At 51.8% G+C, this 26,542-nt stretch carries 28 protein-coding genes; 24 read left to right on the top strand and 4 right to left on the bottom strand.

Annotation, left to right across the window (positions count from 1 at the left end; translation table 11 throughout):
- Positions 1-28 precede the first annotated feature (28 nt).
- From hflX to MKX51_RS16685, 6 genes are all read left to right on the top strand, one after another.
- Positions 29-1,318 (top strand): GTPase HflX, encoded by a 1,290-nt coding sequence (gene hflX, locus MKX51_RS16710; RefSeq protein ID WP_340993205.1) that lies wholly within the window; start codon positions 29-31, stop codon positions 1,316-1,318.
- Positions 1,319-1,520: 202 nt separating this feature from the next.
- Positions 1,521-2,774, top strand: a complete 1,254-nt coding sequence (locus tag MKX51_RS16705; protein ID WP_340993204.1) for a methionine gamma-lyase family protein — start codon at positions 1,521-1,523, stop codon at positions 2,772-2,774.
- 28 nt (positions 2,775-2,802) lie between these two features.
- Positions 2,803-3,336 carry an AAA family ATPase gene (locus MKX51_RS16700; RefSeq protein WP_340993203.1) on the top strand — a complete coding sequence of 178 codons (534 nt, stop codon included), beginning with the start codon at positions 2,803-2,805 and terminating at the stop codon, positions 3,334-3,336.
- 276 nt (positions 3,337-3,612) lie between these two features.
- Positions 3,613-4,023 (top strand): MerR family transcriptional regulator, encoded by a 411-nt coding sequence (locus MKX51_RS16695; RefSeq protein ID WP_019910684.1) that lies wholly within the window; start codon positions 3,613-3,615, stop codon positions 4,021-4,023.
- Positions 4,024-4,052: 29 nt separating this feature from the next.
- Positions 4,053-5,381, top strand: coding sequence for a type I glutamate--ammonia ligase (gene glnA, locus MKX51_RS16690; protein ID WP_036724635.1), 1,329 nt, complete (start codon positions 4,053-4,055; stop codon positions 5,379-5,381).
- A gap of 1,293 nt (positions 5,382-6,674) precedes the next feature.
- Positions 6,675-7,907, top strand: coding sequence for an IS110 family transposase (locus MKX51_RS16685; RefSeq protein ID WP_340990933.1), 1,233 nt, complete (start codon positions 6,675-6,677; stop codon positions 7,905-7,907).
- Positions 7,908-8,327: 420 nt separating this feature from the next.
- Here the strand turns inward: MKX51_RS16685 and MKX51_RS16680 are convergent, their stop codons facing one another.
- Both MKX51_RS16680 and MKX51_RS16675 read right to left on the bottom strand, forming a co-directional pair.
- A complete protein-coding gene (locus MKX51_RS16680; protein ID WP_340993202.1) occupies positions 8,328-8,915 on the bottom strand; it encodes a GNAT family N-acetyltransferase in 588 nt (195 codons plus the stop codon).
- A 363-nt stretch (positions 8,916-9,278) separates the two neighbouring features.
- Entirely contained in the window at positions 9,279-9,404 is a 126-nt protein-coding gene (locus tag MKX51_RS16675) for a hypothetical protein (RefSeq protein ID WP_340940277.1), read from the bottom strand.
- A 193-nt stretch (positions 9,405-9,597) separates the two neighbouring features.
- Between MKX51_RS16675 and MKX51_RS16670 the strand changes: the two genes are divergently transcribed.
- From MKX51_RS16670 to MKX51_RS16655, 4 genes are all read left to right on the top strand, one after another.
- A complete protein-coding gene (locus MKX51_RS16670) occupies positions 9,598-9,867 on the top strand; it encodes a hypothetical protein (RefSeq protein WP_340993201.1) in 270 nt (89 codons plus the stop codon).
- A gap of 15 nt (positions 9,868-9,882) precedes the next feature.
- Positions 9,883-10,242: a hypothetical protein gene (locus MKX51_RS16665; protein ID WP_340993200.1), complete on the top strand. Its 360-nt coding sequence runs from the start codon at positions 9,883-9,885 to the stop codon at positions 10,240-10,242.
- Between the two features lie 91 nt (positions 10,243-10,333).
- Entirely contained in the window at positions 10,334-10,555 is a 222-nt protein-coding gene (locus MKX51_RS16660) for a hypothetical protein (RefSeq protein ID WP_036695469.1), read from the top strand.
- Between the two features lie 114 nt (positions 10,556-10,669).
- Positions 10,670-10,888 (top strand): hypothetical protein, encoded by a 219-nt coding sequence (locus MKX51_RS16655; protein ID WP_340993199.1) that lies wholly within the window; start codon positions 10,670-10,672, stop codon positions 10,886-10,888.
- Positions 10,889-10,967: 79 nt separating this feature from the next.
- On the opposite strand, the gene MKX51_RS16650 is transcribed toward MKX51_RS16655, so the two are convergent.
- Together MKX51_RS16650 and lexA are read right to left on the bottom strand one after the other, a co-directional pair.
- Positions 10,968-11,306 carry a L,D-transpeptidase gene (locus MKX51_RS16650; RefSeq protein ID WP_076079347.1) on the bottom strand — a complete coding sequence of 113 codons (339 nt, stop codon included), beginning with the start codon at positions 11,304-11,306 and terminating at the stop codon, positions 10,968-10,970.
- A 188-nt stretch (positions 11,307-11,494) separates the two neighbouring features.
- On the bottom strand, positions 11,495-12,121 hold the full coding sequence (gene lexA / locus MKX51_RS16645; protein ID WP_036695466.1) for a transcriptional repressor LexA: 627 nt from the start codon (positions 12,119-12,121) through the stop codon (positions 11,495-11,497).
- A gap of 197 nt (positions 12,122-12,318) precedes the next feature.
- On the opposite strand from lexA, the gene MKX51_RS16640 reads away from it, so the two are divergent.
- The 14 genes from MKX51_RS16640 to MKX51_RS16575 all read left to right on the top strand — a co-directional run bounded on the left by MKX51_RS16640 (position 12,319) and on the right by MKX51_RS16575 (position 26,459).
- Positions 12,319-12,735 (top strand): LysM peptidoglycan-binding domain-containing protein, encoded by a 417-nt coding sequence (locus MKX51_RS16640; protein WP_340993198.1) that lies wholly within the window; start codon positions 12,319-12,321, stop codon positions 12,733-12,735.
- Between the two features lie 109 nt (positions 12,736-12,844).
- A complete protein-coding gene (locus MKX51_RS16635; RefSeq protein WP_036695465.1) occupies positions 12,845-13,054 on the top strand; it encodes a DUF896 domain-containing protein in 210 nt (69 codons plus the stop codon).
- Between the two features lie 47 nt (positions 13,055-13,101).
- Complete coding sequence (locus MKX51_RS16630) at positions 13,102-13,629, top strand: hypothetical protein (RefSeq protein WP_036726420.1); 528 nt, start codon at positions 13,102-13,104, stop codon at positions 13,627-13,629.
- A 35-nt stretch (positions 13,630-13,664) separates the two neighbouring features.
- Complete coding sequence (locus tag MKX51_RS16625) at positions 13,665-14,450, top strand: HAD family hydrolase (RefSeq protein ID WP_340993197.1); 786 nt, start codon at positions 13,665-13,667, stop codon at positions 14,448-14,450.
- Positions 14,451-14,730: 280 nt separating this feature from the next.
- A complete protein-coding gene (locus MKX51_RS16620) occupies positions 14,731-15,153 on the top strand; it encodes a FixH family protein (RefSeq protein ID WP_340993196.1) in 423 nt (140 codons plus the stop codon).
- Positions 15,154-15,321: 168 nt separating this feature from the next.
- The gene (metH, locus tag MKX51_RS16615) at positions 15,322-18,699 is read left to right on the top strand and encodes a methionine synthase (RefSeq protein ID WP_445322070.1); all 3,378 of its coding nucleotides are present in this window, start codon (positions 15,322-15,324) and stop codon (positions 18,697-18,699) included.
- A gap of 235 nt (positions 18,700-18,934) precedes the next feature.
- The gene (gene rnz / locus MKX51_RS16610) at positions 18,935-19,885 is read left to right on the top strand and encodes a ribonuclease Z (protein ID WP_076079343.1); all 951 of its coding nucleotides are present in this window, start codon (positions 18,935-18,937) and stop codon (positions 19,883-19,885) included.
- 293 nt (positions 19,886-20,178) lie between these two features.
- Complete coding sequence (locus tag MKX51_RS16605; RefSeq protein ID WP_340993194.1) at positions 20,179-20,967, top strand: TIGR01457 family HAD-type hydrolase; 789 nt, start codon at positions 20,179-20,181, stop codon at positions 20,965-20,967.
- A gap of 45 nt (positions 20,968-21,012) precedes the next feature.
- On the top strand, positions 21,013-21,828 hold the full coding sequence (locus tag MKX51_RS16600; protein WP_340993193.1) for an Fpg/Nei family DNA glycosylase: 816 nt from the start codon (positions 21,013-21,015) through the stop codon (positions 21,826-21,828).
- Positions 21,818-22,669 carry a deoxyribonuclease IV gene (locus MKX51_RS16595; RefSeq protein WP_340993192.1) on the top strand — a complete coding sequence of 284 codons (852 nt, stop codon included), beginning with the start codon at positions 21,818-21,820 and terminating at the stop codon, positions 22,667-22,669. The genes MKX51_RS16600 and MKX51_RS16595 overlap by 11 nt, the downstream gene beginning before the upstream one ends.
- Positions 22,670-22,671: 2 nt before the next feature.
- Entirely contained in the window at positions 22,672-22,995 is a 324-nt protein-coding gene (locus MKX51_RS16590) for a thioredoxin family protein (protein WP_340993191.1), read from the top strand.
- Positions 22,995-23,777, top strand: coding sequence for an ABC transporter ATP-binding protein (locus MKX51_RS16585; protein WP_340940296.1), 783 nt, complete (start codon positions 22,995-22,997; stop codon positions 23,775-23,777). Before MKX51_RS16590 ends, MKX51_RS16585 begins: the two co-directional genes overlap by 1 nt.
- Positions 23,774-24,811 (top strand): SAM-dependent methyltransferase, encoded by a 1,038-nt coding sequence (locus MKX51_RS16580; RefSeq protein ID WP_340940297.1) that lies wholly within the window; start codon positions 23,774-23,776, stop codon positions 24,809-24,811. Before MKX51_RS16585 ends, MKX51_RS16580 begins: the two co-directional genes overlap by 4 nt.
- A gap of 127 nt (positions 24,812-24,938) precedes the next feature.
- Positions 24,939-26,459, top strand: a complete 1,521-nt coding sequence (locus tag MKX51_RS16575) for a serine/threonine protein kinase (RefSeq protein ID WP_340993190.1) — start codon at positions 24,939-24,941, stop codon at positions 26,457-26,459.
- The last annotated feature ends 83 nt before the right edge of the window (positions 26,460-26,542 follow it).

Here is a 26,542-nt window from a genome sequence, read left to right as displayed (position 1 = left end):
GGAAGAATAGATGAGGAGCATGGAACGAATGGCAACTACAACACATGACACAGAGACAGAAGTGCAGGACCGGGCGATTCTTGTCAGTCTGGTAACTGACAAGATCAAACGCACCGGGATCGACCCTGAGCTCTCGCTCCAGGAGCTGGTACAACTAGCAGAGACCGCCGGGGTAGAAGTGCTGGATGTATTGCGGCAGAATAAGGAGACCCCCGATTCCAGGTGGTTTATCGGTAAAGGTAAGGTGGAAGAGCTTCGGATGGCCGCTGACGGGCTTGGCGCGAATACCGCGATCTTCGATCAGGAGCTGTCCGGGGCGCAGGTGCGTAATCTGGAAGAGGCGCTGGATCTCAAAATCATTGACCGCACACAGCTGATTCTCGATATCTTCGCCGGACGCGCGAAGACCCGGGAAGGGATCATCCAGGTAGAGCTGGCCCAGCTGTCTTATCTGCTGCCGCGCCTGTCCGGGCAAGGCAAGAATCTGTCGCGTCAGGGAGGCGGAATTGGCACGAGAGGTCCCGGAGAGAGTAAGCTGGAGACGGACCGCCGGCATATCCGTGAGCGGATTACCGAGCTGAAGCGCCAGCTGGATGAGGTGGTCAAGACCCGTGAGCTGCACCGTGAACACCGCCGCAAGAGCGGTGCGGTTCAGGTGGCACTGGTAGGCTATACCAATGCGGGCAAATCCACGCTGCTGAAGCAGCTGACCGATGCCGATGTGTACATCGAGAACCAATTGTTCGCTACCCTTGACCCGACCTCGCGTGTGCTTCAGCTTCCGGGCAGCAAGGAGGTCGTGCTTACGGACACCGTCGGCTTCATTCAGAATCTGCCGCATGATCTCGTAGCCTCCTTCCGCGCTACGCTGGAGGAAGTGAATGAAGCCAATCTGGTGCTGCATGTGGTGGATTCCTCTTCTCCGATGCGTGAGGAGCAGATGGAGGTCGTTCAGAGTATTCTGCAGGATCTGGGCGCGGCAGGCAAGCCGCAGATCGTATTGTTCAACAAAATCGATCTGTGTCAGCCGGAGCAGCTGGAGATGCTCCCGACCGGTGAGGGCTTCCTGAAGATCAGTGCTTTTAATGAGGAGGACCTCTCACGGATCACGGAGATCATCAGCGATCAGCTGGCCGGGGATACTCTAATCTTCCGCATTCCCGGTGACCGCGGGGATATGTCCTCTCTGCTCTACCGGGTGGGCGAGGTGCTTGAACAGGATTATGACGGAAGCGATGTACTCTATAACGTGAGGCTGAACAAAGAGGATTACGATAAATGGAGCTACAAGCTGGCTGAATTCGTGGAGCCGCAATAATGGCTTATCTGACCCGCCGGGAGTTGGCATGAACCGCTAAGATAGGAAGCATTCATAGCCCGCATAGCAACAGTCTGCTTCGGATATTGATCCAGGCAGGCTTTGTTGTGCGGGTTTTCCAGGAATCGATGCCTATCAGGCTGTACATCACTTGCGGAAGCGTGGCATCATTATACAGAATGTTAGGAGAGATGAAGGGGACATGGCAGGATTTGCAGAGGATTTATTACAGGCAGCGGAAGCTGCAGAGCTTGAAATTGAAGGTGCTGTCAAGGCGCTGGACCGGATTGTGGATCATAATCAGTGGAAGGTGATCGAAGCCTTCCAGCGTCAGCATGTGAGTGATTTTCACTTCGCAGGTTCTACCGGTTATGCCTACAATGACCGGGGGCGTGAGGTGCTGGATCTGGTCTATGCTGAAGTATTCGGTGCGGAAGCTGCGCTAGTCCGGCCGCATTTCGCTTCAGGAACTCATACCATATCAACCGCTCTGTTCGGTGTGCTGCGGCCCGGAGATGAGCTTCTGTACATTACAGGACGCCCCTATGATACGCTGCACAAGGTGGTGGGGAAGCCAGGAGACGGGAGCGGCTCTCTGGCAGATTTCGGCATCGGCTACCGGGAGACAGCGCTGACAGAAGAGGGGAAGGTTGACTGGGAGGAGGTCGCCTTAGCAATAAATGACAAGACCAAGGTCATCGGAATCCAGCGTTCGCGAGGCTATGACTGGCGTTCGTCCTTCACGGTCGCTGAGATTGGCGAGATGGCAGCGCGGGTAAAAGCCCTTAAGCCGGATGTGATCGTATTCGTGGATAATTGCTACGGTGAGTTCACCGAGACGCTGGAGCCGCCGCAGGTTGGCGCTGATCTGGTAGCCGGTTCGCTGATCAAGAATCCCGGCGGCGGAATCGCTGAGACCGGCGGTTATATCTGCGGCCGTGCAGAGCTGGTGGAGCTGGCGGCCTACCGCCTGACTGCCCCTGGAATCGGCGGTGAGGTAGGAGCGATGCTCGGCACGACGCGCGGCCTGTATCAAGGCCTGTTCATGGCCCCGCATACGGTGGGACAGGCTGTGAAGGGAAGTATCTTCGCATCGGCGGTATTCCAGCGCTGCGGCTTCACTACCAAGCCTGCCTGGCATGAACCGCGTACGGATCTGATTCAGGCGGTGGCTTTTGACGGACCCGAGCATCTGATTGCGTTCGTACAAGGCATCCAGCGCGCAGCAGCGGTAGACAGCCATGTCGTGCCTGAGCCTTGGGACATGCCGGGGTATGAGCATCCAGTCATCATGGCTGCCGGGACCTTCATCCAGGGCGGAAGCCTGGAGCTGTCAGCCGACGCGCCCATCCGCGCACCATATATCGGGTACATGCAAGGCGGATTAACCTATTCTCATGTCAAATACGGGGTATTAATGGCTCTTCAGAGCATGAGGGAGCGCAAGCTGCTGTAGTTCTCGAACACATAGGAGGCAGAGGCCGATGTACGAAGCAGAAGCAATCGAGGGATTGTTGCAGAAAAGGAGTGCGGACAAGGCTCCACTAGTCGTCATGATGTGCGGAGTAGCGGGTTCGGGCAAAACGACTTTTGCGCTTAAGCTGGAGCATGAGGGGTTCGTCCGGCTGTCCATCGATGAGGATATCTGGAGTACATATGGCCGCTACGGGATAGATTATCCTGAGGAGGAGTATGAATCCTTGAAGGAACAGTCGGAACGCAAGCTGCGCAAAGAGCTGGTGCAGCTGGTTCAGGCGAAGCGTCATGTGGTGGTGGATTTCAGCTTCTGGCAGCGGCAGCGCCGGGATGATTACAAGCAGCTGATCGGGGAGTATGGCGGGAAATGGGCTGTGATCTTCCTCAAGGTACAGCCTGAAGAGCTACGGCGGCGGCTCCTGTTAAGAAGCGAGCGGATGGATGCCAATGCGGCATTCACCATTACCGATGAGATTCTGACCCGTTTCCTGAACGGATTCGAGACTCCGGCTGGAGAAGGGGAATGGGTCGTTGAAGCGTGACATGCCATGAAACATGTACAGTAAGCCTTTAAGGCCCCCGCAAAGCATCTATTTCGTCATCGGAACTAAAGCCCTGTTATGTGGGCGGATTTTGCCTGCGGATTGCTCTTTGTGATATACTTCGGGGAACCAAATCCCATGCATCGGGCACTTTGATCTGTTAATCTCACAATGGGTGAAAGAAATCTTGTGAGAAAAACTCACATACCATTGACACGCCATATAAGGAAATGTACAATGAGATGAGAAAAAGATCATTGGAAGGTTGGATGAGTCATGGGTGATGAAATCCGCAGAAATATGGCATTATTTCCGATTGGAATCGTAATGAAGTTAACAGATCTATCCGCCAGACAAATTCGTTATTATGAGCAGCACAGCCTGATCGTACCTGCGCGTACCTCCGGCAACCAGCGTTTGTTCTCTTTTAATGATGTGGAACGTCTGCTTGAGATCAAGGCGTTGATTGAGAAGGGTGTTAATATTGCCGGCATTAAGCAGGTGATGAATCCTGTCTCGAAGGAATCTGAAGAAGCTACGGTTATTACCCCTGACACAGAGGTGAGACGTAGAGAGTTGTCTGATTCGCAGCTTCACCGTCTGCTGAAGCAGGAGCTGGTTTCCGGTAAAAGACCGGGACAAGTGTCTCTAATCCAAGGTGAGCTATCCCGGTTTTTTAATAAATAATATAGAGCTGTTGAAAGGGAGAGGGTAACGTGAGCTTTACTAAAGAGGATATTCTGCGCATTTCCAAGGACGAGAACGTCCGGTTTATTCGCCTGCAATTCACCGATTTGCTGGGAACGATCAAGAATGTAGAGATTCCGGTAAGCCAGCTTGAAAAAGCACTCGACAATAAAATGATGTTCGATGGCTCGTCCATCGAAGGTTATGTGCGGATTGAAGAATCCGATATGTATCTGTATCCGGACCTGAGCACCTGGGTTATCTTCCCTTGGGTGACTGACAGCCGTGTGGCACGTCTGATTTGTGATGTGTACATGCCGGATGGCACACCGTTTGCCGGAGACCCGCGTGGTATCCTCAAGCGTTGTCTGCAGGAAGCGGAAGAAATGGGCTTTACAGCTATGAATGTTGGACCGGAGCCGGAATTCTTCCTGTTCAGAACAGACGAGAAGGGCAATCCGACTACAGAGCTGAATGACCAGGGTGGATATTTCGATCTGGCGCCAATGGATCTTGGGGAGAACTGCCGCCGCGAAATCGTATTGACACTGGAAGAGATGGGCTTTGAAATTGAAGCCTCCCACCACGAAGTGGCTTCCGGCCAGCATGAAATTGACTTCAAATATGCCGATGCCATCAAGGCAGCGGATCAGATTCAGACCTTCAAGCTTGTCGTGAAGACGGTAGCGCGCCATCACGGCCTGCATGCAACCTTTATGCCTAAGCCGCTGTTCGGTATGAACGGATCTGGTATGCACGCTCACCAATCCCTGTTCAAAGGCAAAGAGAATATGTTCTACGATGAGAGCGATAAGCTGGGCCTTAGCAAGACTGCCCGTTATTACATGGCCGGGATTCTGAAGCACGCACGTGCTTTTGCAGCGATCACTAACCCGACTGTCAACTCTTACAAGCGTCTGGTGCCTGGTTATGAAGCACCTTGCTATGTAGCCTGGTCTGCAAGTAACCGTAGCCCGATGATCCGTATTCCGGCTTCGAGAGGACTCAGCACACGCGTTGAGGTTCGTAACCCGGACCCGGCGGCTAACCCTTACCTTGCACTGGCTGTTATGCTGAAGGCAGGTCTGGATGGAATCAAGCGTCAGCTCGATCTTCCGGCTCCTATCGACCGTAACATCTATGTGATGTCCGAAGAAGAGCGGATCGAAGAAGGCATCCCAAGTCTGCCAGCCGATCTGAAGGAAGCCCTGAACGAAATGATCCGCAGCCACGTGATCACAGAAGCCCTCGGCGAACACGCCCTGGCCCACTTCTACGAGCTGAAGGAAATCGAATGGGATATCTACCGGACCCAGGTCCACGAGTGGGAAAGAGATCAGTACATGACATTGTACTAGGATACAGCAGCCCCCGGCGCTCTAAGCGCCGGGGGCTTTTTTGTATGTGGACGCGAGAGGATTTCTTTTTGTTTTTAACGATGTTCTACTCCAAAGTAAAGGACTGTCCCAGTAGCCATTTCATGGCTTTTGGAACAGCCCCTTGTAATTCATCTTAGCAATGCCGCCGGCGTTTTTTATGCTTACAAACGATAATCGCTTTTTGACCCGGGTGCAGTTTTACGACAATTACTTTTCGATGCTTCGGGCAAGACATAGTAGCTGCCTCCTATTGATTTGACATATAACAGAATATGTTCCTGGGATCAATATGGAGTGGACGTAGTTACTACACTTCAATAAAGGGGCGGATTAACCAACCTCTCCTCGAAAATTGTTCAATCCCCACCAAGCCCCTGCAAATTAGAGGGGAATTGGAGCCACTGCCTCTTTTTGCGGGGACAGGAGCGGTAGGCGAATATATTATTATTTTCATTCCTTTGTGGTTTTTGTCTACCAAATAAAATCTCAAAAAGCTTCCATCACTTTTATCATAATCAAATGTGTACGTTTCGACGGAACTTAATAAGTACGTATCCTGACTATTAAATACGTCACCCATTATGGTTATAGCTTTTGTTTTGAGAAAGAGGCTTGGGCATTATCTGCGAAAGAGGTACCAGGTAGGCAAGCTAATGCTACAACAGACAAAACTATCAAAAATAGATAAATGAAAGCTCAATCCATAAAATGGAAAGATATAGGATAATTAAAAATAATCGTAAAAAATGAAAGAGATCAGTACATGACGCTTTACTAGGATACAAGCAGCCCCTGTCGCTATACACGCTAGGGGCTTTTTGTATTTTTTTAGAGAGTATGATTTACATCTGTCCGGGGATCTAGTGCTCTTACGTATGTGGGGGCCAAGATGTATGCGGAAAACCGAATACAATGGATCGCCGGGGGGCGACAAGGCGAAATATATGTGAAAAACCGAATACATTGGACAGTGGCGAGGACATGAGGGCCAAATGTATGCGAAAAACAGGCATGACAAGACAGAGGCCTTGTCACCCCCAGGAATGAAAATAAGTGGGTGGCATCCGTCGCAACCATTCTAAATGAGGCTGTAGTCGTCAACACTACATATACAAATCAAAGGGCGGAAACGGTTACTGGGATACACCCCGTGCGAAAAACTGTTCTATTGCGCTTTTCGAGCATCGCCTATTGTAGCCCCCAAAAGTACGTGTATTAAATTACACTCACTCGAGCGCATGATTTGTAAGCTGACGATGGAGGATGATTGGAATGGATGCTGTACGTATGTGTTGCGCCGGTCTAGACGTGCACCAGGAAACCGTTGTGGCCTGCGTGTTGAAAGGACCGATCGAACAGAAACCACAATGTCACCTGAAAACCTTTGGGACGACAACCCGAGAATTGCTAGGCCTGCAAGATTGGCTGAATGAACACGGCTGTCGGGAAGTGGTGATGGAGAGTACCGGCGTGTTTTGGAAACCGGTATGGAATATCTTAGAGGGCAGTTGTGATCTGGTCTTGGCCAACGCCCAGCGGGTAAAGAATATGCCGGGTCGAAAAAGTGACATGCAAGATGCGCGCTGGTTAGCGCAATTGCACCGTTGCGGGCTCATTGAAGGCAGTATGGTGCCAGAACAGGACATCCGGGATTTGCGAGACTTGACCCGTTACCGGAGTAAGATGGTGCAGGCGGTGACGGCGGAGAAAAACCGTATTCACAAAATCCTGCAGGATGCTAACATCAAGCTGACCACCTTTATGTCCGATCTATATGGGGTTTCGGGCCGGGGCCTGCTCCAGAAGATCATGGACGGCGAGGTCGTAGACGAAATGGCCGTTAAAAGCCTGGTCAAAACCCGTTTAAAAAAGAAAGTTCCGCAGTTGCTAGACGCGCTCAATGGCAAGTTGCGCCGTCATCATCGGGAGATGATTCGAGACCATTGGGACCACTTGGTCTATTTGGAGAAAAGGATCACGGAGCTGGAAGCGCGAATCGAGGCGAAGGCAGAACCGTACCTGGAGGTGATTGAACAAATTGACTCCATTCCAGGAATTGAGCGGACGTCTGCCGTGACCATCTTTGCCGAAGTGGGGCCGCATGTCGCGGAAATGTTCCCGAGTGATGCGCAGTTTGCTTCATGGGCGGGGGTGTGTCCAGGGAACAACGAAAGCGCGGGAAAGCGAAGAAAGTCAAAAACGATGCAAGGGAACAAGCATCTGAAAGGGGCCTTGTGTCAGGCGGCTTGGGCGAACTCTCGGTCCTCGAACCGGATCGGCCAATTCTTTCGACGAATACGTAAGAGACGAGGCGATAAAAAAGCAAACGTCGCCACCGCGCATTTGCTGATTCGAATCCTCCATGCCCTGATGCGGGAGAAGAGGTCCTACCAAGAAATAGACGTCTCACTAGGCGATGAGACGTCCAAGAAAAACCGGTTGGATCGGTACGTGCAATATATCCAGCAGTTAGGATATAGCGTGCAACTAAATCCTACCCCATAGTCTCCCCTTTTTCAAAAAAAACGAAACGTTTTTTTAGGGCGGTGGGTCTTTTTTTGTCAAAATCCAGTCTGCGGTGCATTGTCCGGTACTTTTATTTTCGTATTAAACCGAATACAATGGGTGTCACGGAGACGACCAGGCCCAATGTATGCAAAAAACCGAATACAATTGGCGGCAGCGAGGAGATTATTTTATATTGTGCTGAAGACATAACAAAAGAACAGGCTTCCTAAAGCTAGCACAGCAGTCATACCAAGCAGCACTCCAATAATGACTTTTTCAGATCTGTTGTATTTCTTCAATTTGATCACCTCAACAAACTCTAATATAAAAAACCAACAGCTCTCTTTTACCGAGAAATAAATCCCGGACTGCTGTTGGTATATGGAACTGAACGTCTCTGATTAGGTTAATGTATGATTATATATTTTGGTGATCCTTATGATGAAGATCCCTATATTCATTCTTTGTTAAACCAAACAACATAGAATCATGATATTTACCATTGATATAGAAGATTTGACGTCGGACTCCTTCTTGAACGCATCCTACTTTTCTAAGCATAGCAGCCGATGCCTTATTTGCGTCCAGAACATAATCATTAAATTTATTAAGTCTACGCTCGAAAAATGCATATTTTAAGAGCATGTGCACTGCCCTGGTACCGTAACCCTTACCTCGATAGGGATGATCAATTACAATACCTATGCTGAAAGTACCATTCCTCTCGTCAATGCTGTTTAGATTAATACCACCTACCGTTTCACCATTCATATTTTCAATAGTAAACATGATTCGGCCATTAGTGGATGAAAATTCAACGTTCTCTTCAACGAATTTCTTCGCATCCGAGATTGTAGGCGGCAATTCAATAGTACATTCCAGAAAACGACGGGCAGGGGTATCAAATGCAGTTAAATATATACTTTCCCAATCCTCAGCCTCTATTGAACGCAATCTAATTTCATCATCTTGCCAATAATAGTTTGTATAATCTATATTTCGCATAAGTACACCTCCAAATAATATCACGATTCTATAAGTTTATCTCATGAAATATATATTTTGGAGGTGCTTTTTGATTATAAGTAATCTTAACATGATGACATTACTTAGATGGTGTAGTTCTAAGATTATTGTTCAAAGTCAAACGGGGGGCGGAAGATCTGCTACATTAGTATATAAGTTATTCCGAAGTATGTTTATAAAAAAGGCGCCTACTACCACCAAGCGTAGTATGTGCCTAGCTGCTTTGTAAGTTGGTTGATCGTAGGGAGGATCTCTGGCGAATATTCGCTGATCAGAACACCTTGGATGAGCGGCATAGCCTTAAGCGAAAATCCATTCACGTTCCCTCCCAGGTTTTATAGATTATTCTTCAATGGGAACCGGGGACCGGAAGGCATACCATAGCAGTCCATAAGCTATTCCGAAGTAAAGGATTACACCCAGTATGGATATGGACAGAAGAATGAGGATAACTTTATTTCCATTCATACATTTATCTCCTACATAAAAAAACTCTCCCGATTTTTAGTATGGGGGAGAGGAGTGAAGATGACGACTGAGCAAAGCCCTTACATCATAATATAAAGGAATTATAACTTCAGATCAATCCATTTTACATACTATTCCATCTCCTATATACTTAACCAGAAGAGAATCCTAGTGGCAGACATGGGAGCGGATGATGAAGAATACATATAAGATTATGCTTTCGCTGATGCTCATCCTGGCGTTGATAGGTCCGGTGGCTGGGGCGGAAGGAGTGGCTGTGCCAGCGGAGACCCAAGCTAGGCTTATGGAGCAATATGGGCTGGATGCGCCGGCTCTGCCGTTGTGGGATTGGAGCAGCATGGATGTCGGGGGCAGTGGTATTAGCAGTGGGATGCTCTTCGTGTACCGGATGATGTTGAATCCGCTGGGGGTCATGCTGCAAGAGATACTATATATTCTGTAGTAGAGGGGGAAAAGAATGAATTCGCGTTATGATACGCCAAGCCCTGCACGCAGAGTCCGCAGGAGATCGGGCGGTAAGTCGTTACTGGTCCTTATCCTTGTTCTGATTGTGATGGCGGTTACGAATCCGGGAAAGGAAGCATTCAGTGAATATTCTGTAAAGAATCTGGAGAATACGATTGATCAGGAAATAGGCGACGGAATTAGCAAAGTGGTGGCCCAGCCTGTAATTGAGTCTTTGACCGAGAGGGATAACTACATTTTGTTCTCAGTATTCAGTGTACCAGACCTTAAGAATACCAATTTTTTTACCCGGGATGGCGGGGCCACGAAGAAGTATATCGGATTGTTCAAAATCCTTTTTATTAAGCTGTAAATATGGTTTACATATTGTTCCATGACCCGGTATAATTGAATAGATTCGAGACGGAATCTTTAATATGGTTGTGGAACAAGGAGGAACGAAGTTGAATACGGCTTATAAAGTACTGTCCAGTGATGCTGATCTATTCGCTGCCGCACTGGCACAGGTACAGGTCTACGTCGTTCAGCTGGTTGATGGCAAACCGCATGTGATTGCTGATTATGCCGGACCTGTACAGAAATGGACACCGGAGTACATTGTGCTGGCCGGAATGACTTATAGACGCGATGAATTTGAATTCCGGGTACGATTGAACAAGAAGTAAGCAGATTCGCTGCCCACTACCTGCAGCTCTAACTAACATTACTGCCGAATCACACAATCTTTGGAGCCATTCTTGGCATCTCTTATACTATCCAAGTGTAAAAGAGGTGTAAAGATGAACCAAAGAGAACGTAACCGGATTCGCAGAGCCATTAATGTCCTGCTGACACAGCGGGCTGTCCTGCTGGAGAGACTGGAAGAAATCAATGAGAATCTGCGTAGAGTGCCTAGAGGTTCGCGGGCCAGAAGAGAGCTGCTGGCAGCCAGAGAATCGATCCGCGAGGCCATTCGTTTGAATACGGTGGCTATCCGTCTGTTGAGAAGTGTACTGTAGTCTGTATCCTCTCTAATTCATAGGAGTCACAGGAACCCTTGGGGCGCAATCTGGCGTCTCAAGGGTTTTTGCGACGTTCCTATTCCCGGATGGTGACACGGGTACCTATGGGAACGAGGGCGGCTAGAGCCAGAACATCTGCGTTATACATTCGAATACAGCCGTGTGAGACCATGTGGCCGATGGAGGATGGGTCATTGGTTCCGTGGATGCCGTAATGCGGCTTGGACAGTCCCATCCAGAAGGCACCGAACGGACCGCCCGGATTGGGCTGTTTGTTAATGATGGTGTATTCGCCTACAGGCGAGACGGTTAACATTTTGCCGATGCCGACAGGGAAGCCTCTGGTGACAACGTCATTATCCAGCAGGTACAGCATGCGCTGTGACAGATCGACGATAATTCGGTAATTGGGCATACAGATCAGCACTCCTTTGTAACAGGATATGTGCGGAGCTATGCAGCGGTTCGCAGAAAAAATGGCCAAAAAGCCGAATGCGAACAAATGTTTGTATACAGCTTTTTGGCCACTACACGAAGTAAAATGAACATAAAACAGGCTGCTTCGCATGGTGCGGAGCAGCCTGTTCTTAAGCGGGGAGTAGATTAGTGGATATCGCGGAATAATCCGATGACCCGGCCCAAAATTGTAACGCGGTTGAGGCGGAGAGGCTCGTACGCCGGATTCTCCGGCTGCAGCCTGATATGATCCCGTTCTTTGTAGAAGGTCTTGACAGTTGCTTCATCTTCTTCGGTCATCGCTACAACAATATCGCCGTTGTCGGCAGTCTGCTGCTGGCGCACGATGACATAATCCCCGTTCATAATTCCGGCATCCACCATACTGTCACCAAGGACAGATAGCATAAATACCTTGTTATCACCTACATAATGAGCAGGCAACGGGAAGTAATCCTCAATATTCTCTGTTGCTGTAATAGGAACACCAGCTGTAACCTTACCCACTACCGGGATGCGGGTAACGGTCTGGACGAATTGATGCACATTCTCTGAATCTTCCTGGCCGAGTAATTCAATGGCACGCGGTTTTGTTGGGTCACGCCGGATCAGGCCCTTCTTCTCAAGCCGGTCCAAGTGACCATGCACGGTGGAGCTGGAGGCCAGTCCGACAGCCTCGCCAATCTCGCGGACGGACGGAGGATAACCCTTGCTGCGGACTTCATTACGTATAAATTCCAGGATCGCCAGCTGACGACTAGAAATCTTTGACATCGGTATCAACCCCATATACTATGTTTGGGAAAATTATAACATAGAACTTCCGTTCGTACAAACATAAGTTCTAAAATGAGGAAAATAAGAGAACGGAAATAAAGAGAACAAATGTTCCGAAAAAACTATTGATCGAAACACATGTTCGTGTTATATTATTTTCGAAAGCAAGAACATGTGTTTGGAGGATGATAATCATGTTAAAGTATAGTACATACAACAGCATCTACAATAATGAGGATATCAAGGTGTCCGCTCCCGGTAATCCAACTGCTCATAGTAATGTAACCAAGATCAAGGACGCGATTCTTCATAGTGTCGCTGCGCTATCATCGCTATTCCGTCAGGTCAGCCTGATGAAGCTGGTTCTGGTGCTGATGCTTGTTATTTCGGGATTCACTGTGGTGGGGAATGTTTTTGCCGGTTCGGTTTCGTCGATGAAGCCGGATAAGCGGATTGTAGTCGAACGCGGGGATACCTTATGGAGTATTGCGTTAAGCAACAAGCCTGAGGACATGAAGACAGCCGTATATATAGAAGGAATAATGAAGAGTAATCATTTGGAGAACAGCGTCATTAAGGCCGGAGATATTCTCACTTTACCTGTATATTGAAGGAATGTGTCATGCTAATGATCGACTCAGAGAGCTTTCAGGGGGTAGACCTTGACAAGCTCTTTTTCTCATGGCAAAGTTAAAATGAATTTAGAGGGAGGGAAACGTATTGAATATTGACGAATTGGTCGCACGCATCAATGAATTGGCACGCAAAGCTAAGAACGGCGGCCTGAATGAAGAGGAACTGGCTGAACGAGCCAAGCTCCGCGAGATTTACCTGGGGAATATCCGCACTAACTTTCGGGCCCAGCTTGATACTATCGAAATTGTGGACAATCCGGAGCATGAAGAGGGCAATAACGGACTTAAGCATTAGCCGGTTGCCTTTTCATAGATAATACAGGATGACTAGGGGGAACTTACATGGCCCGTTCTTGGGAAAGAATGGTTCAACGCAACACCAAGCAAATTAACCAGCAAAGAAAGAAGCAGGGGAAGGACTCCATTTACACTTCCAGCACTAAGACTGCTGCGAAAAGCATCGATATTTTCAAAGGCCGCAATATTGTATTCCCCGTTGTACTGATGCTGCTTGGCATCATGTTCTGGGTGGTCGGCTCAATTGACGAAGCCAAAGGAAGCGGGATTCTGGCCAACTGGCTGGGTGTAGTGCTGTACTTCCTGCTTGCTGCGCTGCTGTTCTTCCGCCGTCCCTTCCTTAAGGTTGAGCGTGCGCGTATCTCTACTATTAAATACAACCGCGAACGCTTCCTGGCTGCGGCGGATATTGAAAAGATCACTTTATCGCGCAGTGTAGTTACTATTAAGTATAAGGGTAAGCGCAAGCAGTGGATTTTCTCCAAGCTGATTAACCGATATGACACCGCTGCGATGGGGGAACGCCTGGAGCAGTTCGCCAAGAACAACAACATTGAGGTTGTGCACGAATAGGAAGACAGACCAGCATATAGGGAGTGGAAGAACAAATGCCGATTACCGCCGTACTATTTGACCTTGACGATACTCTGCTGTGGGATGACCGCAGTGTGGAAGAAGCCTTCCGCTATGCTTGTGAGCATGCTGGAGATTCCGTTGATCCCGGGGAGCTTGAAGCTGCTGTTCGCAGGGAAGCTCGTACACTGTACGAATCCTATGAGACGTATCCGTTCACGAAGCTGATCGGTATTAACCCGTATGAAGCGCTGTGGGCGAACTTTACTGCCGGTGAGCAGCCGGAGTTCCGTCAACTGGAACAGCTTGCCCCTGTCTACCGTAAGGAATCCTGGCGCCGCGGCCTGGCCTCACTCGGGGTAGAGGATGAAGCGCTGGCTGCACAGCTGGCTGACAAGTTCGCCGCAGAGCGCCGTAGCCGTCCCTATATCTATGAGGAGACACTTCAGGTGCTGAACGAACTGCGCGGTAAGGTGAAGCTGCTGCTGCTGACGAACGGCTGCCCGGCACTTCAACAGGAGAAGCTGGATGGTGTGCCGGAGCTTACTCCGTATTTTGACCACATTGTAATTTCAGGAAGCTTCGGCAAAGGCAAGCCGGACAAGGGAATCTTCGAGCATGCGCTCGGACTGCTGGATATTACTCCAGAGCAAGGGATAATGGTGGGCGATAAGCTTACGACAGATATTCTTGGCGGCTTGTCTGCCGGATTGACCACGGTCTGGATCAACCGCAACGCAAAAGCTGCGGACCCGGAGATTACGCCGGATTACCAGATCAGTCATCTCTCCGAGCTACTGCCGCTTGTAGACTCCCTATAATTGAAACATCTGTGTTTTTAAAATTGTAAAAGGTCAAAGAGCAACGGTCCTCCCGTCACTGGAGAATTGTTGCTCTTTATTTTTTTATTTGAAAACCCAAGTGCGCACCATAAAAGATATGACTATTCTCATGTTCACGAGTGAATCCTGCAGCTTCTTTAAGGCAAATTGAATAAAATGTGTATAATAAGAAGAGTAGCGATCTGACTTTCATTGTAATATAGAATTGATATGTTCGTGGATGAAGAAGAATCTACCTAATGAACCGGGAGGACTTCAGATGATGAAGCCAAGGATACGCAGGGGACTTATATGCATTATAATGGGGATGACGCTAGCCGGATGCTCGGGGAATAAGGAAGATGAGATGCAGATGCATGCTGCGGCCAATTCCTCCATGTCACCGATTAAGGTGGAGCTGAGCTGGACCCCGGAGGAAGTAACCGCAGGTACGGCAGTTAGCTTCAAGGCTGTGGTGACACAGGACGGTGAACCGGTTGATGATGCGAGAGAAGTAATGTTTGAAGTCAACGAGGCAGCGGATAAGACCCGGAAGGTTGAAATCAAGGGTGAAAGTGCCGGAGAAGGCGCATATACTGGGGATCATACCTTTGAAGAGGCAGGCGAATTCAGTGTCACTTCACATGTGACTGCCCGGACGCAGCATTCCATGCCAAGCAAGCAACTGGTGGTAGCGCCTTAAAAGAAATGAAATCAATGAAATACAAATAATGCAGGGTGGAAAGGAAGGCTTTCCGAAATCCCTTTATTCTGCTAAAATTACTCTAATGTTTCACTGGGGGGATGGAAAGTGGCTAAATACACACTTGCTGAGAGCTTGCAGCAGCGCATATTGATACTAGATGGAGCTATGGGTACCATGATTCAACAGGTGCCGCTCACCGGTGAGGATTTCGGCGGGGATGACCTGGATGGCTGTAATGAAATGCTGGTCCTGACCCGGCCGGAGGTTATTCAGGACATTCATGAGAAATACCTGGAGGCCGGTGCAGATCTGATTGAGACGAATACCTTCGGTGCCACTTCAGTGGTGCTTGCCGAATATGATATTCAGGACCGTGCCCGGGAGATTAACCTTGCGGCCGCCAGACTTGCACGTAATGCCGCTGATAAATATGATACACCGCAGCGCCCGCGTTATGTTGTAGGAGCTATGGGACCGACCACCAAGACGCTTTCCGTTACCGGGGGAGTCACCTTCAAGGAGCTTATAGACAGCTATGAAGAACAGGCTATTGCCCTGATCGACGGCAAGGTGGACGCCCTGCTCCTGGAGACATCCCAGGATACCCTGAACGTGAAGGCTGGAAGCATTGGCATCCGTAACGCCTTTGAGAAGAGCGGAATTACGCTGCCGGTGATGATTTCAGGAACGATTGAACCTATGGGAACTACACTTGCCGGTCAGAATATAGAAGCCTTCTATATTTCGCTGGAGCATCTGAAGCCGGTGTCCATCGGACTGAACTGTGCTACCGGACCGGAGTTCATGCGGGATCATATCCGTTCGCTGTCCGCGATCTCTTCAGCGGCCGTCAGCTGCTACCCGAACGCAGGTCTGCCGGATGAGAACGGGAATTATCATGAATCCCCGGATTCTCTGGCCCGTAAGCTGGGCGGCTTCGCTGAGAAGGGCTGGCTGAACATTGCCGGCGGCTGCTGCGGAACGACTCCTGATCATATCCGGGCGATGGCTGAAGTGATGGCGGCTTACCCGCCGCGTAAGCTTGACGGCCAGCATCCTCCGGCCTTGTCGGGGATAGAGCCGGTGTACGTGGAGAGTGAGAACCGTCCGTATATGGTCGGTGAACGGACCAATGTCCTCGGTTCCCGGAAGTTCAAGCGTCTAATCGTCGAGGGAAAATATGAGGAAGCTTCGGAGATAGCCCGTGCCCAGGTGAAGAGCGGCGCACAGGTTATTGATGTCTGCGTGCAGGACCCGGACCGGGATGAGACGGAAGACATCATGCGGTTCCTGGAGCTGGTGGTGAAGAAGGTCAAGGTGCCGTTAATGATCGATACGACGGACCCCAAGGTCATTGATCTGGCCTTGCAGTATTGTCAGGGTAAAGCGATCATTAACTCCATTAACCTTGAAGATGGTGAAGAGAAATTCGAGCATGTCACACCTCTGATTCATAAATACGGAGCAGCGATTGTAGTAGGAACCATCGATGAGACCGGTCAGGCCATCCTGGCTAAGGACAAACTTGAGGTTGCCAGACGTTCCTACGATCTGCTTGTCAACAAATACGGTCTGGCTCCCGAGGATCTGATCTTCGATACCCTTGTGTTCCCTGTTGGAACCGGGGATGAGCAGTATATCGGCTCCGCGAAGGAGACGATTGACGGTATCCGCCTGATCAAGGAGGCTATGCCTGCTGTTCACACGATTCTCGGTATCAGTAATGTCTCTTTCGGTCTGCCGGAAGCCGGCCGCGAGGTGCTGAACTCAGTATTCCTGTATGAGTGCACCAAGGCTGGTCTGGATTATGCCATTGTGAACACCGAGAAGGTGGAGCGGTACGCATCGATCCCTGAAGAGGAGCGCAAGCTCGCAGAAGAGCTGATCTATAATACGAATGACGACACCTTGTCAGCGTTCGTGGCGGCTTTTCGCGGCAAAAAGGTCGAGAAGAAGGAGAAGATCTCCAATCTCTCCCTGGAGGAGCGCCTAGCTTCCTATGTGGTAGAAGGCACTAAGGAGGGACTGATCCCGGATCTGGATGAAGCGCTGAAGACCTCGCCTCCGCTGGAGATCATTAATGGACCGCTGATGGCGGGGATGTCTGAGGTCGGACGGCTGTTCAATAACAATGAATTAATCGTGGCAGAGGTGCTCCAGAGTGCGGAGGTCATGAAGGCCTCTGTAAGCCATCTGGAGCAGTTCATGCAGAAGGATGAGACCTCGGTTAAGGGGAGAATCATGCTTGCGACCGTCAAGGGTGATGTGCATGATATCGGTAAAAACCTGGTCGAGATTATTCTCTCCAACAACGGTTATGAGATCGTCAATCTGGGCATCAAGGTTCCGCCGGAGAATATTATTGAAGCCTTCCGCAAGGAAAAGGCTGACGCCATCGGCTTGTCGGGATTGCTGGTGAAGTCGGCGCAGCAAATGGTGCTGACTGCGCAGGATCTGCGGTCCGCCGGGATTGATGTGCCGATTATGGTGGGCGGTGCGGCACTGACCCGCAAATTCACCAAGACCCGAATCCGTCCGGAGTATGACGGGCTCGTCTTATATGCCAAGGATGCCATGGACGGTCTGGATATCGCCAACCGGCTGATGAACCCGCTGGAGCGGGTGAAGATTGAGGAGGAAGTCCGCGAGGAGGCGGAGGCTGCCGTAGCTGTCGCTCCGCAAGCGCCGCTTCCCGAACTTACGCGCGCAGTCCGCTCCAAAATCTCGGCAGATGCCCCGGTGTTCATCCCGCCTGATCTGGAGCGTCATGTCCTGCGGAATTATCCGCTGGGACATGTGATTCCTTATGTGAATATGCAGATGCTGCTCGGCCATCATCTCGGTCTGCGCGGCTCTGTAGAGGCGCAATTGGCAGCGCGGGAACCGCGTACGGTAGAATTGAAAGAGACCGTTGACGATATTCTGCATCAGGCGATGCTGGAAGGCACGATTGTGCCGCATGCGATGTATCAGTTCTTCCCGGCCCAGTCACGCGGGAATGATATTCTGATCTATGATCCGCAGGATCAGGCCAAGGTGCTGCATACCTTCACCTTCCCGCGCCAGAATGTGGAGCCGTATCTCTGCCTTGCTGACTTCCTGAAGCCAGTGGAGGGCGGAGTCATGGACTATGTGGGCTTCCTGGTGGTTACTGCGGGACATGGTGTCCGTGAATTATCGACTGAACTTAAGGATAAGGGTGATTATCTCCGTTCCCATGCTCTGCAGGCAGTCGCTCTTGAGGTCGCGGAAGGTCTGGCTGAACGTGTCCATCATATGATGCGCGATACCTGGGGATTCCCGGACCCGGCAGATATGACTATGAAGCAAAGACATGGCGCGCGTTACCAGGGCATCCGTGTATCCTTCGGCTACCCGGCCTGCCCGGATCTGGAGGATCAGGGGCCGTTATTCAAGCTCATGAAGCCTGAGGATATCGGCGTGCAGCTTACCGAGGGCTTCATGATGGAGCCGGAGGCTTCGGTCTCGGCGATGGTCTTTGCCCACCCTGAAGCGCAGTACTTCAATGTGGAGAAGCTCTGAGCCTTCCGCATGCTTACCGGTCAGAAGGGGCTATGCCCCGACTTTTCGGAACCTCCCGTTACCGGGAGGTTTTTTGCTGCAAATACAAGAATTTATATGTTCACGCTATACGGCAAAGCCGTTTCCACTTGAAAAGATGCTTTTGCAGCCAAAACAGAGTAGAATTCTTGTCATAAGAACAGACAAGATCACAAAAAATAATAAAGACATCAGGATGAGAGAGGGGAGGGGCATAATGGAAATCTATTTTCTCGGAACGAATGCCGGGGTGCCGACGCTGCAGCGCAATGTGACGTCGGTTGCACTCCGGCTGCTTGAAGAACGGCGGACCTTCTGGATGTTCGACTGCGGGGAAGGGACACAGCATCAGGTTCTGCGCTCGCCGCTGCGGCTGGGCAAGCTGGAGAAGCTGTTTATCACCCATCTGCACGGTGATCATCTGTTTGGCCTGCCCGGACTCATCTCCAGCAGGGGCTACCAGGGCGGGACTTCACCGCTTACGGTGTACGGACCTCCCGGGCTCAAGGCATATCTGGACATATCGCTGTCTGTCAGCCAGTCCCGCATTCCTTATAAGCTGGAGATTGTGGAGCACAGCGGCGGGCTGATTTTTGAGGATGAGACCTTCAAGGTGGAAGCGGGACTGCTGGAGCACCGGATTGACAGCTATGGCTACCGGGTAACGGAGAAGGACAGTCCGGGTAATCTGAATACAGAACTGCTGAAGAGCTACGGGCTGAAGCCGGGACCGCTATATGGCCGGTTAAAAAAAGGCGAGGATATCACTACCGATGAAGGCGTGCTGATCCGGGCGGCCGAGGTGATTCATGCACCCAAGCGCGGACGCATCGTAGTTATTCTGGGAGATACCCGGCCTTGTGCGGGCTCACTGCCGCTGGCGCAGGATGCCGATCTGATTATTCATGAGGCGACATTTGCCCATGGCCTGGCGGAAATGGCTCATCAATATCATCACAGCACGGCACAGCAGGCTGCGGAACTGGCAAGGGATGCAGGCGGGGCTGAGCTGATCTTGACCCACTTCAGCTCGCGTTACACTTCGCAGGAGGAGCTCGCTCCGCTGCTGAAGGAAGCACAGGAGATCTTCCCGAATACACTGCTGGCAGAGGAATTCTGCACCTTCCCGGTCTACCGGAGAACCCCTGGAAATGACGCTGCGGACTGAATTATTTTCCGGGAAAGCGCAGGAAATGACAGGGCTGTGCCAAAAATAGCCGGGCGCTGCAGGAGTTCGCTAGCGTTCGACGAAGAACGTTAAATTTAAAGTAAAAGCTGAGGATTAAGCGTACGAAGCAGTAGAGAAAATGCCGAAACGAAGCGGCTAAAAATCGCAGGCAGGCGGGCAATAAATCCTTTCAAAGCGCGCTTCCTGGAGAAGCTGCCGCTGCTCTGAAATATAATTCATAGGGTTAATAATAAATAAGATGAACCACTTAGTACGAATCGACAGGAGGAGTTATGAACAATATTGGAGGCTTGTTAATTGATCTGGATGGCACCTTGTATCATGGCGGCAGAATGATCCCCGGGGCCCAGCGGCTGATAGCAGCGCTTCGTGCGGCGGAGATTCCGTTCCTGTATGTGACGAATAACTCTTCAAGAACACCGGCGAGTGTAGCTGCCCATTTGCGCGGAATGGGCATTGAAGCCAGGCCCGAGGAGGTCTGCACTTCAGCGCTGGCTGCCGCCCGTTACATTGCCGGAGAATCTCCGGGAGCATCCGTGGCGATACTTGGAGAAGAGGGGCTGGTGGAAGCCTGCACAGAGGCAGGGCTAACCCTGGTCTCCGAGCATCCGCAGGTTGTCGTGCAGGGGATCGACCGTTCTTTTACATATGAAGCACTGGCCCGCGCCTCACGTTGGATTCGTGAAGGAGCCAGATTCGTCCTGACCAATCCCGACCTGATGCTTCCCTCCGATGACGGAGTGATGCCCGGTGCAGGTACGATAGGTGCAGCTATTGAAGCAGCCAGCGGAGTGGCGCCCGTGGTCATCGGCAAGCCCGAGACGCACCTGGTGACATATGCGACATCTCTGCTCGGCATCAAGCCGGAGGATGCGGTGATGGTGGGTGACAATATGAGAACGGATATCTTGGCGGGTGCCAATGCAGGCTGCCGGACTGTGCTGGTGCTTACGGGACTGACAACCCGGGATAATCTGGAGCATTACCAGCAGCTGACCGGAGTCAAGCCTGATGAAATTTGTGCTGATTTAGCTGAACTTATGGTACTGCTCGGTGTATAATGACAAAGGTGACCATTTGACCATCCAAGAAGGGAAGATGACAATATGCCGGAATTGCCGGAAATGGAGAATTACAGAAAGCTGCTTAGCCAGCATCTAATAAACGTACCCATTACAGGGGTAACCGTAAATAGAGAAAAGACCATCAATATGGAGACTGAAGAATTCGTGAAGGGACTGGTTGGTGCCCGAATTGTATTCGTGGAACGCCGCGCCAAGCATATCCTCTTCCACCTGCATGACGGCCGCAGACTGCTGCTGCATCTGATGCTGGGCGGACTACTGTTCTATGGTACAGAGGAAGAACGTCCTGACCGTACTACACAGGTTGAGCTTGCGTTCGGTGAGCATATCCTCTACTTCATGGGACTGCGTTTGGGCTATCTCCATCTGCTGTCTGTTAAGGAAGGTGAAGCGGCAATGGGGAAGCTTGGACCGGAGCTGCTGGACCGCCGGATGACGGCCGAACGCTTCGCCGGACTGCTCAAGGGACGGCGCGGTGCGCTGAAGAGTCTGCTGGTCAACCAGCATGTTATGGCTGGAATCGGCAACTGCTACGCTGACGAGATTGCTTATGAAGCCCGTCTGCTTCCGTCTACGCTGGTTCAGAATCTGTCACCGGAAGCGGTGGCCCGGCTGTACGACAGCGTGCGTAAGGTGTTAACGGAGGCCACTGAAATCGGCGGTTATATGGAAATGCCGTTCATGACCGGCGATACGGTGACCGGTTCTTATAATGATGCCTGTAAAGTGTATGACCGTGAAGGCGAGCTTTGCCTGCGCGGCGGGGGAACCATAGTGAAGACAGAGCTGTCCGGACGCAAGGTGTTCTATTGCCCGGATTGCCAGCATGACGCATAGCCCCTTCATAGGGGCACATGTCAGCATACGCGGCGGGTACGGGCAGGCTGCCCGGTCCGCCAGGGAGAGCGGTGCTACATGTTTTCAGTATTTTCCGAAGAATCCGCGCAGTCTGAAGCTGAAGCCGGTAGACTACCGCGATGCAAGCAGCTGCGCAGAATACTGCCGGGAGCAGGGAATGGCTTCCATTGCCCATACCCCGTATCCGACGAATCTGGCTGCCGGCCCGGGCGACAGAGAGGTGATGATTGCCTCCCTGCGCAACGATCTGGAGATTGCCGAGGCGTGCGGATCGGTGGGCATTGTGGTGCATTTCGGACATTTTGCCGGGATGGAGCCGTTACAGGGTTATCAAAAAATTATACAATGCATGAACGAGGTACTGGCAGACTGGACGGGACGAACCAAGCTGCTGCTTGAGAATATGGCAGGGAATCATGGGCATGAAGGCATGACGCCCGAAGAGCTGGTCAAGGTCCGTGAGCTGAGCCGCTACCCGGAGAAGATCGGCTTTTGCTTCGATACCTGCCATGCTTTCGCTGCGGGCATCTGGAACCCGGAGCAGACGGAGGAGCTTATCGCACGCGGTGAGCAGCTGGGGTACTGGGCGAATCTGGCGGCTGTGCATTTGAATGACTCCCGGTTTCCCTACGGCTCCCGGCGGGACAGACATGCCGGAATCGGCAGCGGATATATCGGGGGAGCGGCGCTTAGCCAGCTTGTGAAGATGGAGGCCCTGGCTGATAAAGTGATCGTTATGGAAACAGAAAAGGGACCGGATGGCACGCACAGAGCGGAGATTGCTGCTGTGAGGACCTGGTTTGAGTCGGGGGAGGATTGAGAATGAAGGAAATGAATCAGCCGGAGCTGCTGGAGCTGCTGGCCACGAAGGGCGAGCCGCTCGTCCTGTTCCTGCATACCCCGCTATGCGGAACCTGTAAGGCAGCCCGGCGGATGATTGAGGTGGCGGAGCATCTGCTTCCGCCTGGCCTTTTGATTGCTGAGGGGAATGTCAATAGGCTCCCTGATCTGGTGAACACCTATCAAATCTCAAGTGTGCCCGCTCTGTTGGCCGTATCTGCTGACCGCAGCGCTGAACCTGACATCATCTATTCCATTCACTCTGTTGAACGGGTGCTGGCATACATAAGGAGAGTGACATTATAATGATATCATTACAACATCTGTCCCTGCGCAGGGAGGAGAGCCTGATTCTTGACGATGTATCGCTGGATATGAAGCCGGGGGAGAACTGGGTCATTCTCGGGCGTAACGGCTCCGGCAAAACCACCCTGCTGGAAATGATGACCGGCTACCTTTTCCCCAGCAAGGGCTCTGTTGAAGTGCTGGGGTACAAGTATGGTCAATGTGATCTGCGCGAGGTGCGCAAGCGAATCGGTTATATCGGCCCGTCCCTGATGGAAAAGCTCTCGCTAACCGACCCGGTCTGGGAGGTTGTAGCTACTGGTGCCTATGCGTATTTACGCTTCTATCAGGAGATTCCGCAAAGTGTGAAGGACCGGTCGCTTAAACTTCTGGAGGAGATGAACCTCGGCGAACTGGCGTATCATCCGTTCGGCTTGTTATCCCAAGGGGAGCGCAAGAAGGCTATGCTGGCCCGCTGCCTGATCGCAGAGCCTAAGCTGCTGATTATGGACGAGCCTTGCGCCGGTCTTGATTTATATGAACGGGAGAAAATGCTCGCCGAGATCGACAAGCTGCGGCAGCATAATGTTGGAGTGGTGTATGTTACCCATCATGTGGAGGAGATTGTTCCGCTCTTCACTCACGTGGCGCTGATCCGTGACGGGAAGCTGGCAGGAGCCGGTCCCAAGGAAGAGGTGCTGACACAGGAGATGCTGATGGCTACCTATGATCTTCCGGTCAAGGTTGAATGGGATAACGGACGTCCCTGGATAAAAATAAGTTCTGGAGGCAAAGCGATTTGAACGATGTTACGGAAGACAAGAGTATTTCAAGATATATCTGCACGGCGAATCATGGTTTCGCCCCCTATGCACAGGAGGAGCTAAGACGCCTGTTCGGAGCGGTTAAAAGCACCTTGCTGCTGCCGGGAGAAATCTTCCTGGCCACGCTTGAGGAGGAGCCGGAGGAGGTAGCGCAGCGGCTGGCACAGAACCTGCCGGTCTTCCTGCGCCACATTCAGCCAGTAGATTTCCAGGACACCGGCGATCTGCCGGCTCTGGAACGGCTGGCGGTATACTTAAGCCGGCGTTCGGAGCTGCAAGGCGAGAAGGTGTCGCTGCATGTCCGCAAAGGCCCGTCCTCCTTCTGGGAGCAGAGTCCCGGCGAGCTGCGTGAATGGCTGCAGGGCAGGCTTGACAGCCTGGACGCCGAGTTCACCGTGCAGGAGCCCGCTTGGGTGATCTCCGTCTATGCGGACGGTGACGCGCTGTATGCCGGGGTATCCCGGCCGGAGGCGAACCTGTCCAGCTGGAATGGCGGCATGATCCGCTTCCGCAAGGAGGACGGACAGATCTCGCGGGCCAAATTCAAGCTGATGGAGGCGGAGAAGGAATTCGCCATTCCGTTCTACAGCTTCAAGAATGCGGTCGATATCGGCGCTTCTCCGGGAGGCTGGACCTCATTCCTGCTGGAGCGCGGCCTCAAGGTTACTGCTGTTGATCCGGCGCTGATGCACGAGTCCTTACGTAAGAATCCGGCACTCAAGATTCTGCGCAAAAATGCCGGAGAGGTCAAATTCCGTGAGAACGAATTTGACCTGCTGGTCTGCGATATGAGCTGGAGCCCCAAGCTGATGGCGAAGCTGGTCACTGAGCTGCTGCATAGCCTGACACCGGGCGGCAGCGCGATTGTTACCGTGAAGCTGATGCACAAGAAGCCCATGGCGGTGATCAAGGAGATCATCACCATGTTTGAAGGCCAGCGGATGCAGGTCCAGCGTGCGAAGCAGCTGTTCCACAACCGGGACGAGATTACACTTTATATGATTAAGTATTAATTCATATTTGCAGGATTATGGGAAAGCATCCCGCAGTCTGCACCTCCGGCTTCTTGCCGGTTCCGGTGCGGGCAGTGGGGGCTTTTTTTGCGTTATACAACATTCTATATGAACAGGCGGGGAAGAGATGGAATTCACAGGAAAGTTAAGTCCCGGACAGATTCTGGGAGGGCGTTATTATGTAACCGGGTTGATCGGGACAGGCGGAATGAGCCGGGTATATCTGGCGGAGGATATGCGGCTGCCGGGTATGCTGCGGGCCATTAAAGAAAGTGTCATCCGGGAGGGAGGTTATGGTGCAGGCGCCATTCAGGCGGAAGCGGAGCTGCTAATTTCGCTCCGTCATCCTCTGCTGCCGCAGATTGCGGATTTCTTCCCGCCGGACTCAGGCGGCTACACCTACCTGGTGATGGATTATATTGAGGGCATCACCCTGCATCAGTATATGGCAGAGCAGTCTAATTCAATGACGGGGAAGCGAATCCTAAGCTATGCGCGGCAGCTGCTGGAGGTGCTGCATTATTTGCACAGCCATGAGCCGCCTATCGTCTACCGGGATCTCAAGCCTTCGAATATCATGCTGACTGGAGAGCATGAGCTGAAGCTCATTGACTTCGGGATTGCGCGCAGGCTGAGAGGCGGCTCCGGTGAGGACACGGAGAAGCTTGGAACAGCCGGGTTCGCAGCCCCGGAGCAATACGGCGGCGGGCAGAGCTGCCCGGTGTCGGACCTGTACGGGCTTGGCGCGCTGCTGCTGTATATGGCCTCCGGCGGGGAGTTCAGCGCCTGGCAGCCCGGGATGGAGCGGAAGCTGCAGGGTCAGCTCCCGGACCGGATGATTCCGGTCATCAGACGGCTGCTGCGGCATCACCCGGAGGAACGGTATGGCAGTGCTGAGGAGGTAAGGAGGGTCCTCCAGCAGCTGGAGATTGGCGGTGCGGGGGAATCTAGACATGAGCGGACGGACATACGTAAGGCTCCGGATGACATACAATCGCAGCAATCTCCTGTGGTAGTGGCAGTATTAGGAGTGTCCCCCGGGATTGGGACCACGCATACCTCGCTTGCTGTCAGCCGCTGCCTGTCGCCCGCCGGACGGACGGCATGGGTAGATTGTAATCCCGGTTCGCAGGTATTTAACCGCATGAAGGAAATGGCGGGGAGCCCTGAAATAAACGGTGTTCTGGGGACACAGGTGCAACCGTTCAACTGCATGGGAGTGGACTACTGGAGGCTGCTCCCTTCGGAGGGACTCCCGCAGGTACCGGAGCAAGCCTATGCTTACATCGTCATGGATCTTGGAACCGGCGGCGGTGAGGGGGCGCTGGAAGCGTTCACAGGCAGCAGCTTCCCGTTGTTGATTGCCTCCGGTGCGGATTGGCGGCTGGAGGATACCCTGCACTGGCTGCGCCGCAGAGGCCTGATTCCCCGGCCGGAATGGCGGATCTGCCTGCCGCTGGCCGGGGAGCATACTGTGGCGCTGCTGGCTTCCCTGCTTGAACCTGCGAGCGTATACAGCCTGCCGCTTCAGCAGGACCCTTTTCAGAGTAAAGGGAAGCTGGTTCAGGCCATCAGGGGGATGCTTGGACCGCTTAAGGGTGCCCGTTTTCCTGCAAAGAATATTAGATTGTTTCAGAAAAAGAGCTGAACGCTCAGAGCTTTTTGACAGTTTTTCAGAAATCGGGCTTTATTTCTATTTCAGTGCAGGGTGCAGGTGTGCTAGAATGGAGC

The sequence above is a fragment of the Paenibacillus sp. FSL M7-0420 genome (assembly GCF_038002345.1).
In the GTDB taxonomy this organism is placed as follows: domain Bacteria; phylum Bacillota; class Bacilli; order Paenibacillales; family Paenibacillaceae; genus Paenibacillus_AQ.
Note: the sequence above shows the minus strand (reverse complement) of the source record. Positions and strands in the feature narration are given on the sequence as shown.

What these genes read in the sequence shown, in the direction of transcription:
- MKX51_RS16640 (WP_340993198.1), top strand. Translation starts at nt 12,319, where the DNA reads ATGTTAAAGTATAGTACATACAACAGCATCTACAATAATGAGGATATC.
- rnz (WP_076079343.1), top strand. Translation starts at nt 18,935, where the DNA reads ATGGAAATCTATTTTCTCGGAACGAATGCCGGGGTGCCGACGCTGCAG.
- MKX51_RS16675 (WP_340940277.1), bottom strand. Translation starts at nt 9,404, where the DNA reads ATGAATGGAAATAAAGTTATCCTCATTCTTCTGTCCATATCCATACTG.
- MKX51_RS16605 (WP_340993194.1), top strand. Translation starts at nt 20,179, where the DNA reads ATGAACAATATTGGAGGCTTGTTAATTGATCTGGATGGCACCTTGTAT.
- MKX51_RS16685 (WP_340990933.1), top strand. Translation starts at nt 6,675, where the DNA reads ATGGATGCTGTACGTATGTGTTGCGCCGGTCTAGACGTGCACCAGGAA.
- MKX51_RS16625 (WP_340993197.1), top strand. Translation starts at nt 13,665, where the DNA reads ATGCCGATTACCGCCGTACTATTTGACCTTGACGATACTCTGCTGTGG.
- MKX51_RS16590 (WP_340993191.1), top strand. Translation starts at nt 22,672, where the DNA reads ATGAAGGAAATGAATCAGCCGGAGCTGCTGGAGCTGCTGGCCACGAAG.
- hflX (WP_340993205.1), top strand. Translation starts at nt 29, where the DNA reads ATGGCAACTACAACACATGACACAGAGACAGAAGTGCAGGACCGGGCG.
- MKX51_RS16585 (WP_340940296.1), top strand. Translation starts at nt 22,995, where the DNA reads ATGATATCATTACAACATCTGTCCCTGCGCAGGGAGGAGAGCCTGATT.
- MKX51_RS16600 (WP_340993193.1), top strand. Translation starts at nt 21,013, where the DNA reads ATGCCGGAATTGCCGGAAATGGAGAATTACAGAAAGCTGCTTAGCCAG.
- MKX51_RS16650 (WP_076079347.1), bottom strand. Translation starts at nt 11,306, where the DNA reads ATGCCCAATTACCGAATTATCGTCGATCTGTCACAGCGCATGCTGTAC.
- MKX51_RS16630 (WP_036726420.1), top strand. Translation starts at nt 13,102, where the DNA reads ATGGCCCGTTCTTGGGAAAGAATGGTTCAACGCAACACCAAGCAAATT.
- MKX51_RS16695 (WP_019910684.1), top strand. Translation starts at nt 3,613, where the DNA reads ATGGGTGATGAAATCCGCAGAAATATGGCATTATTTCCGATTGGAATC.
- MKX51_RS16655 (WP_340993199.1), top strand. Translation starts at nt 10,670, where the DNA reads ATGAACCAAAGAGAACGTAACCGGATTCGCAGAGCCATTAATGTCCTG.
- metH (WP_445322070.1), top strand. Translation starts at nt 15,322, where the DNA reads ATGGGTACCATGATTCAACAGGTGCCGCTCACCGGTGAGGATTTCGGC.
- MKX51_RS16665 (WP_340993200.1), top strand. Translation starts at nt 9,883, where the DNA reads ATGAATTCGCGTTATGATACGCCAAGCCCTGCACGCAGAGTCCGCAGG.
- MKX51_RS16670 (WP_340993201.1), top strand. Translation starts at nt 9,598, where the DNA reads ATGAAGAATACATATAAGATTATGCTTTCGCTGATGCTCATCCTGGCG.
- MKX51_RS16595 (WP_340993192.1), top strand. Translation starts at nt 21,818, where the DNA reads ATGACGCATAGCCCCTTCATAGGGGCACATGTCAGCATACGCGGCGGG.
- MKX51_RS16705 (WP_340993204.1), top strand. Translation starts at nt 1,521, where the DNA reads ATGGCAGGATTTGCAGAGGATTTATTACAGGCAGCGGAAGCTGCAGAG.
- MKX51_RS16620 (WP_340993196.1), top strand. Translation starts at nt 14,731, where the DNA reads ATGATGAAGCCAAGGATACGCAGGGGACTTATATGCATTATAATGGGG.
- MKX51_RS16575 (WP_340993190.1), top strand. Translation starts at nt 24,939, where the DNA reads ATGGAATTCACAGGAAAGTTAAGTCCCGGACAGATTCTGGGAGGGCGT.
- MKX51_RS16700 (WP_340993203.1), top strand. Translation starts at nt 2,803, where the DNA reads ATGTACGAAGCAGAAGCAATCGAGGGATTGTTGCAGAAAAGGAGTGCG.
- lexA (WP_036695466.1), bottom strand. Translation starts at nt 12,121, where the DNA reads ATGTCAAAGATTTCTAGTCGTCAGCTGGCGATCCTGGAATTTATACGT.
- MKX51_RS16680 (WP_340993202.1), bottom strand. Translation starts at nt 8,915, where the DNA reads ATGCGAAATATAGATTATACAAACTATTATTGGCAAGATGATGAAATT.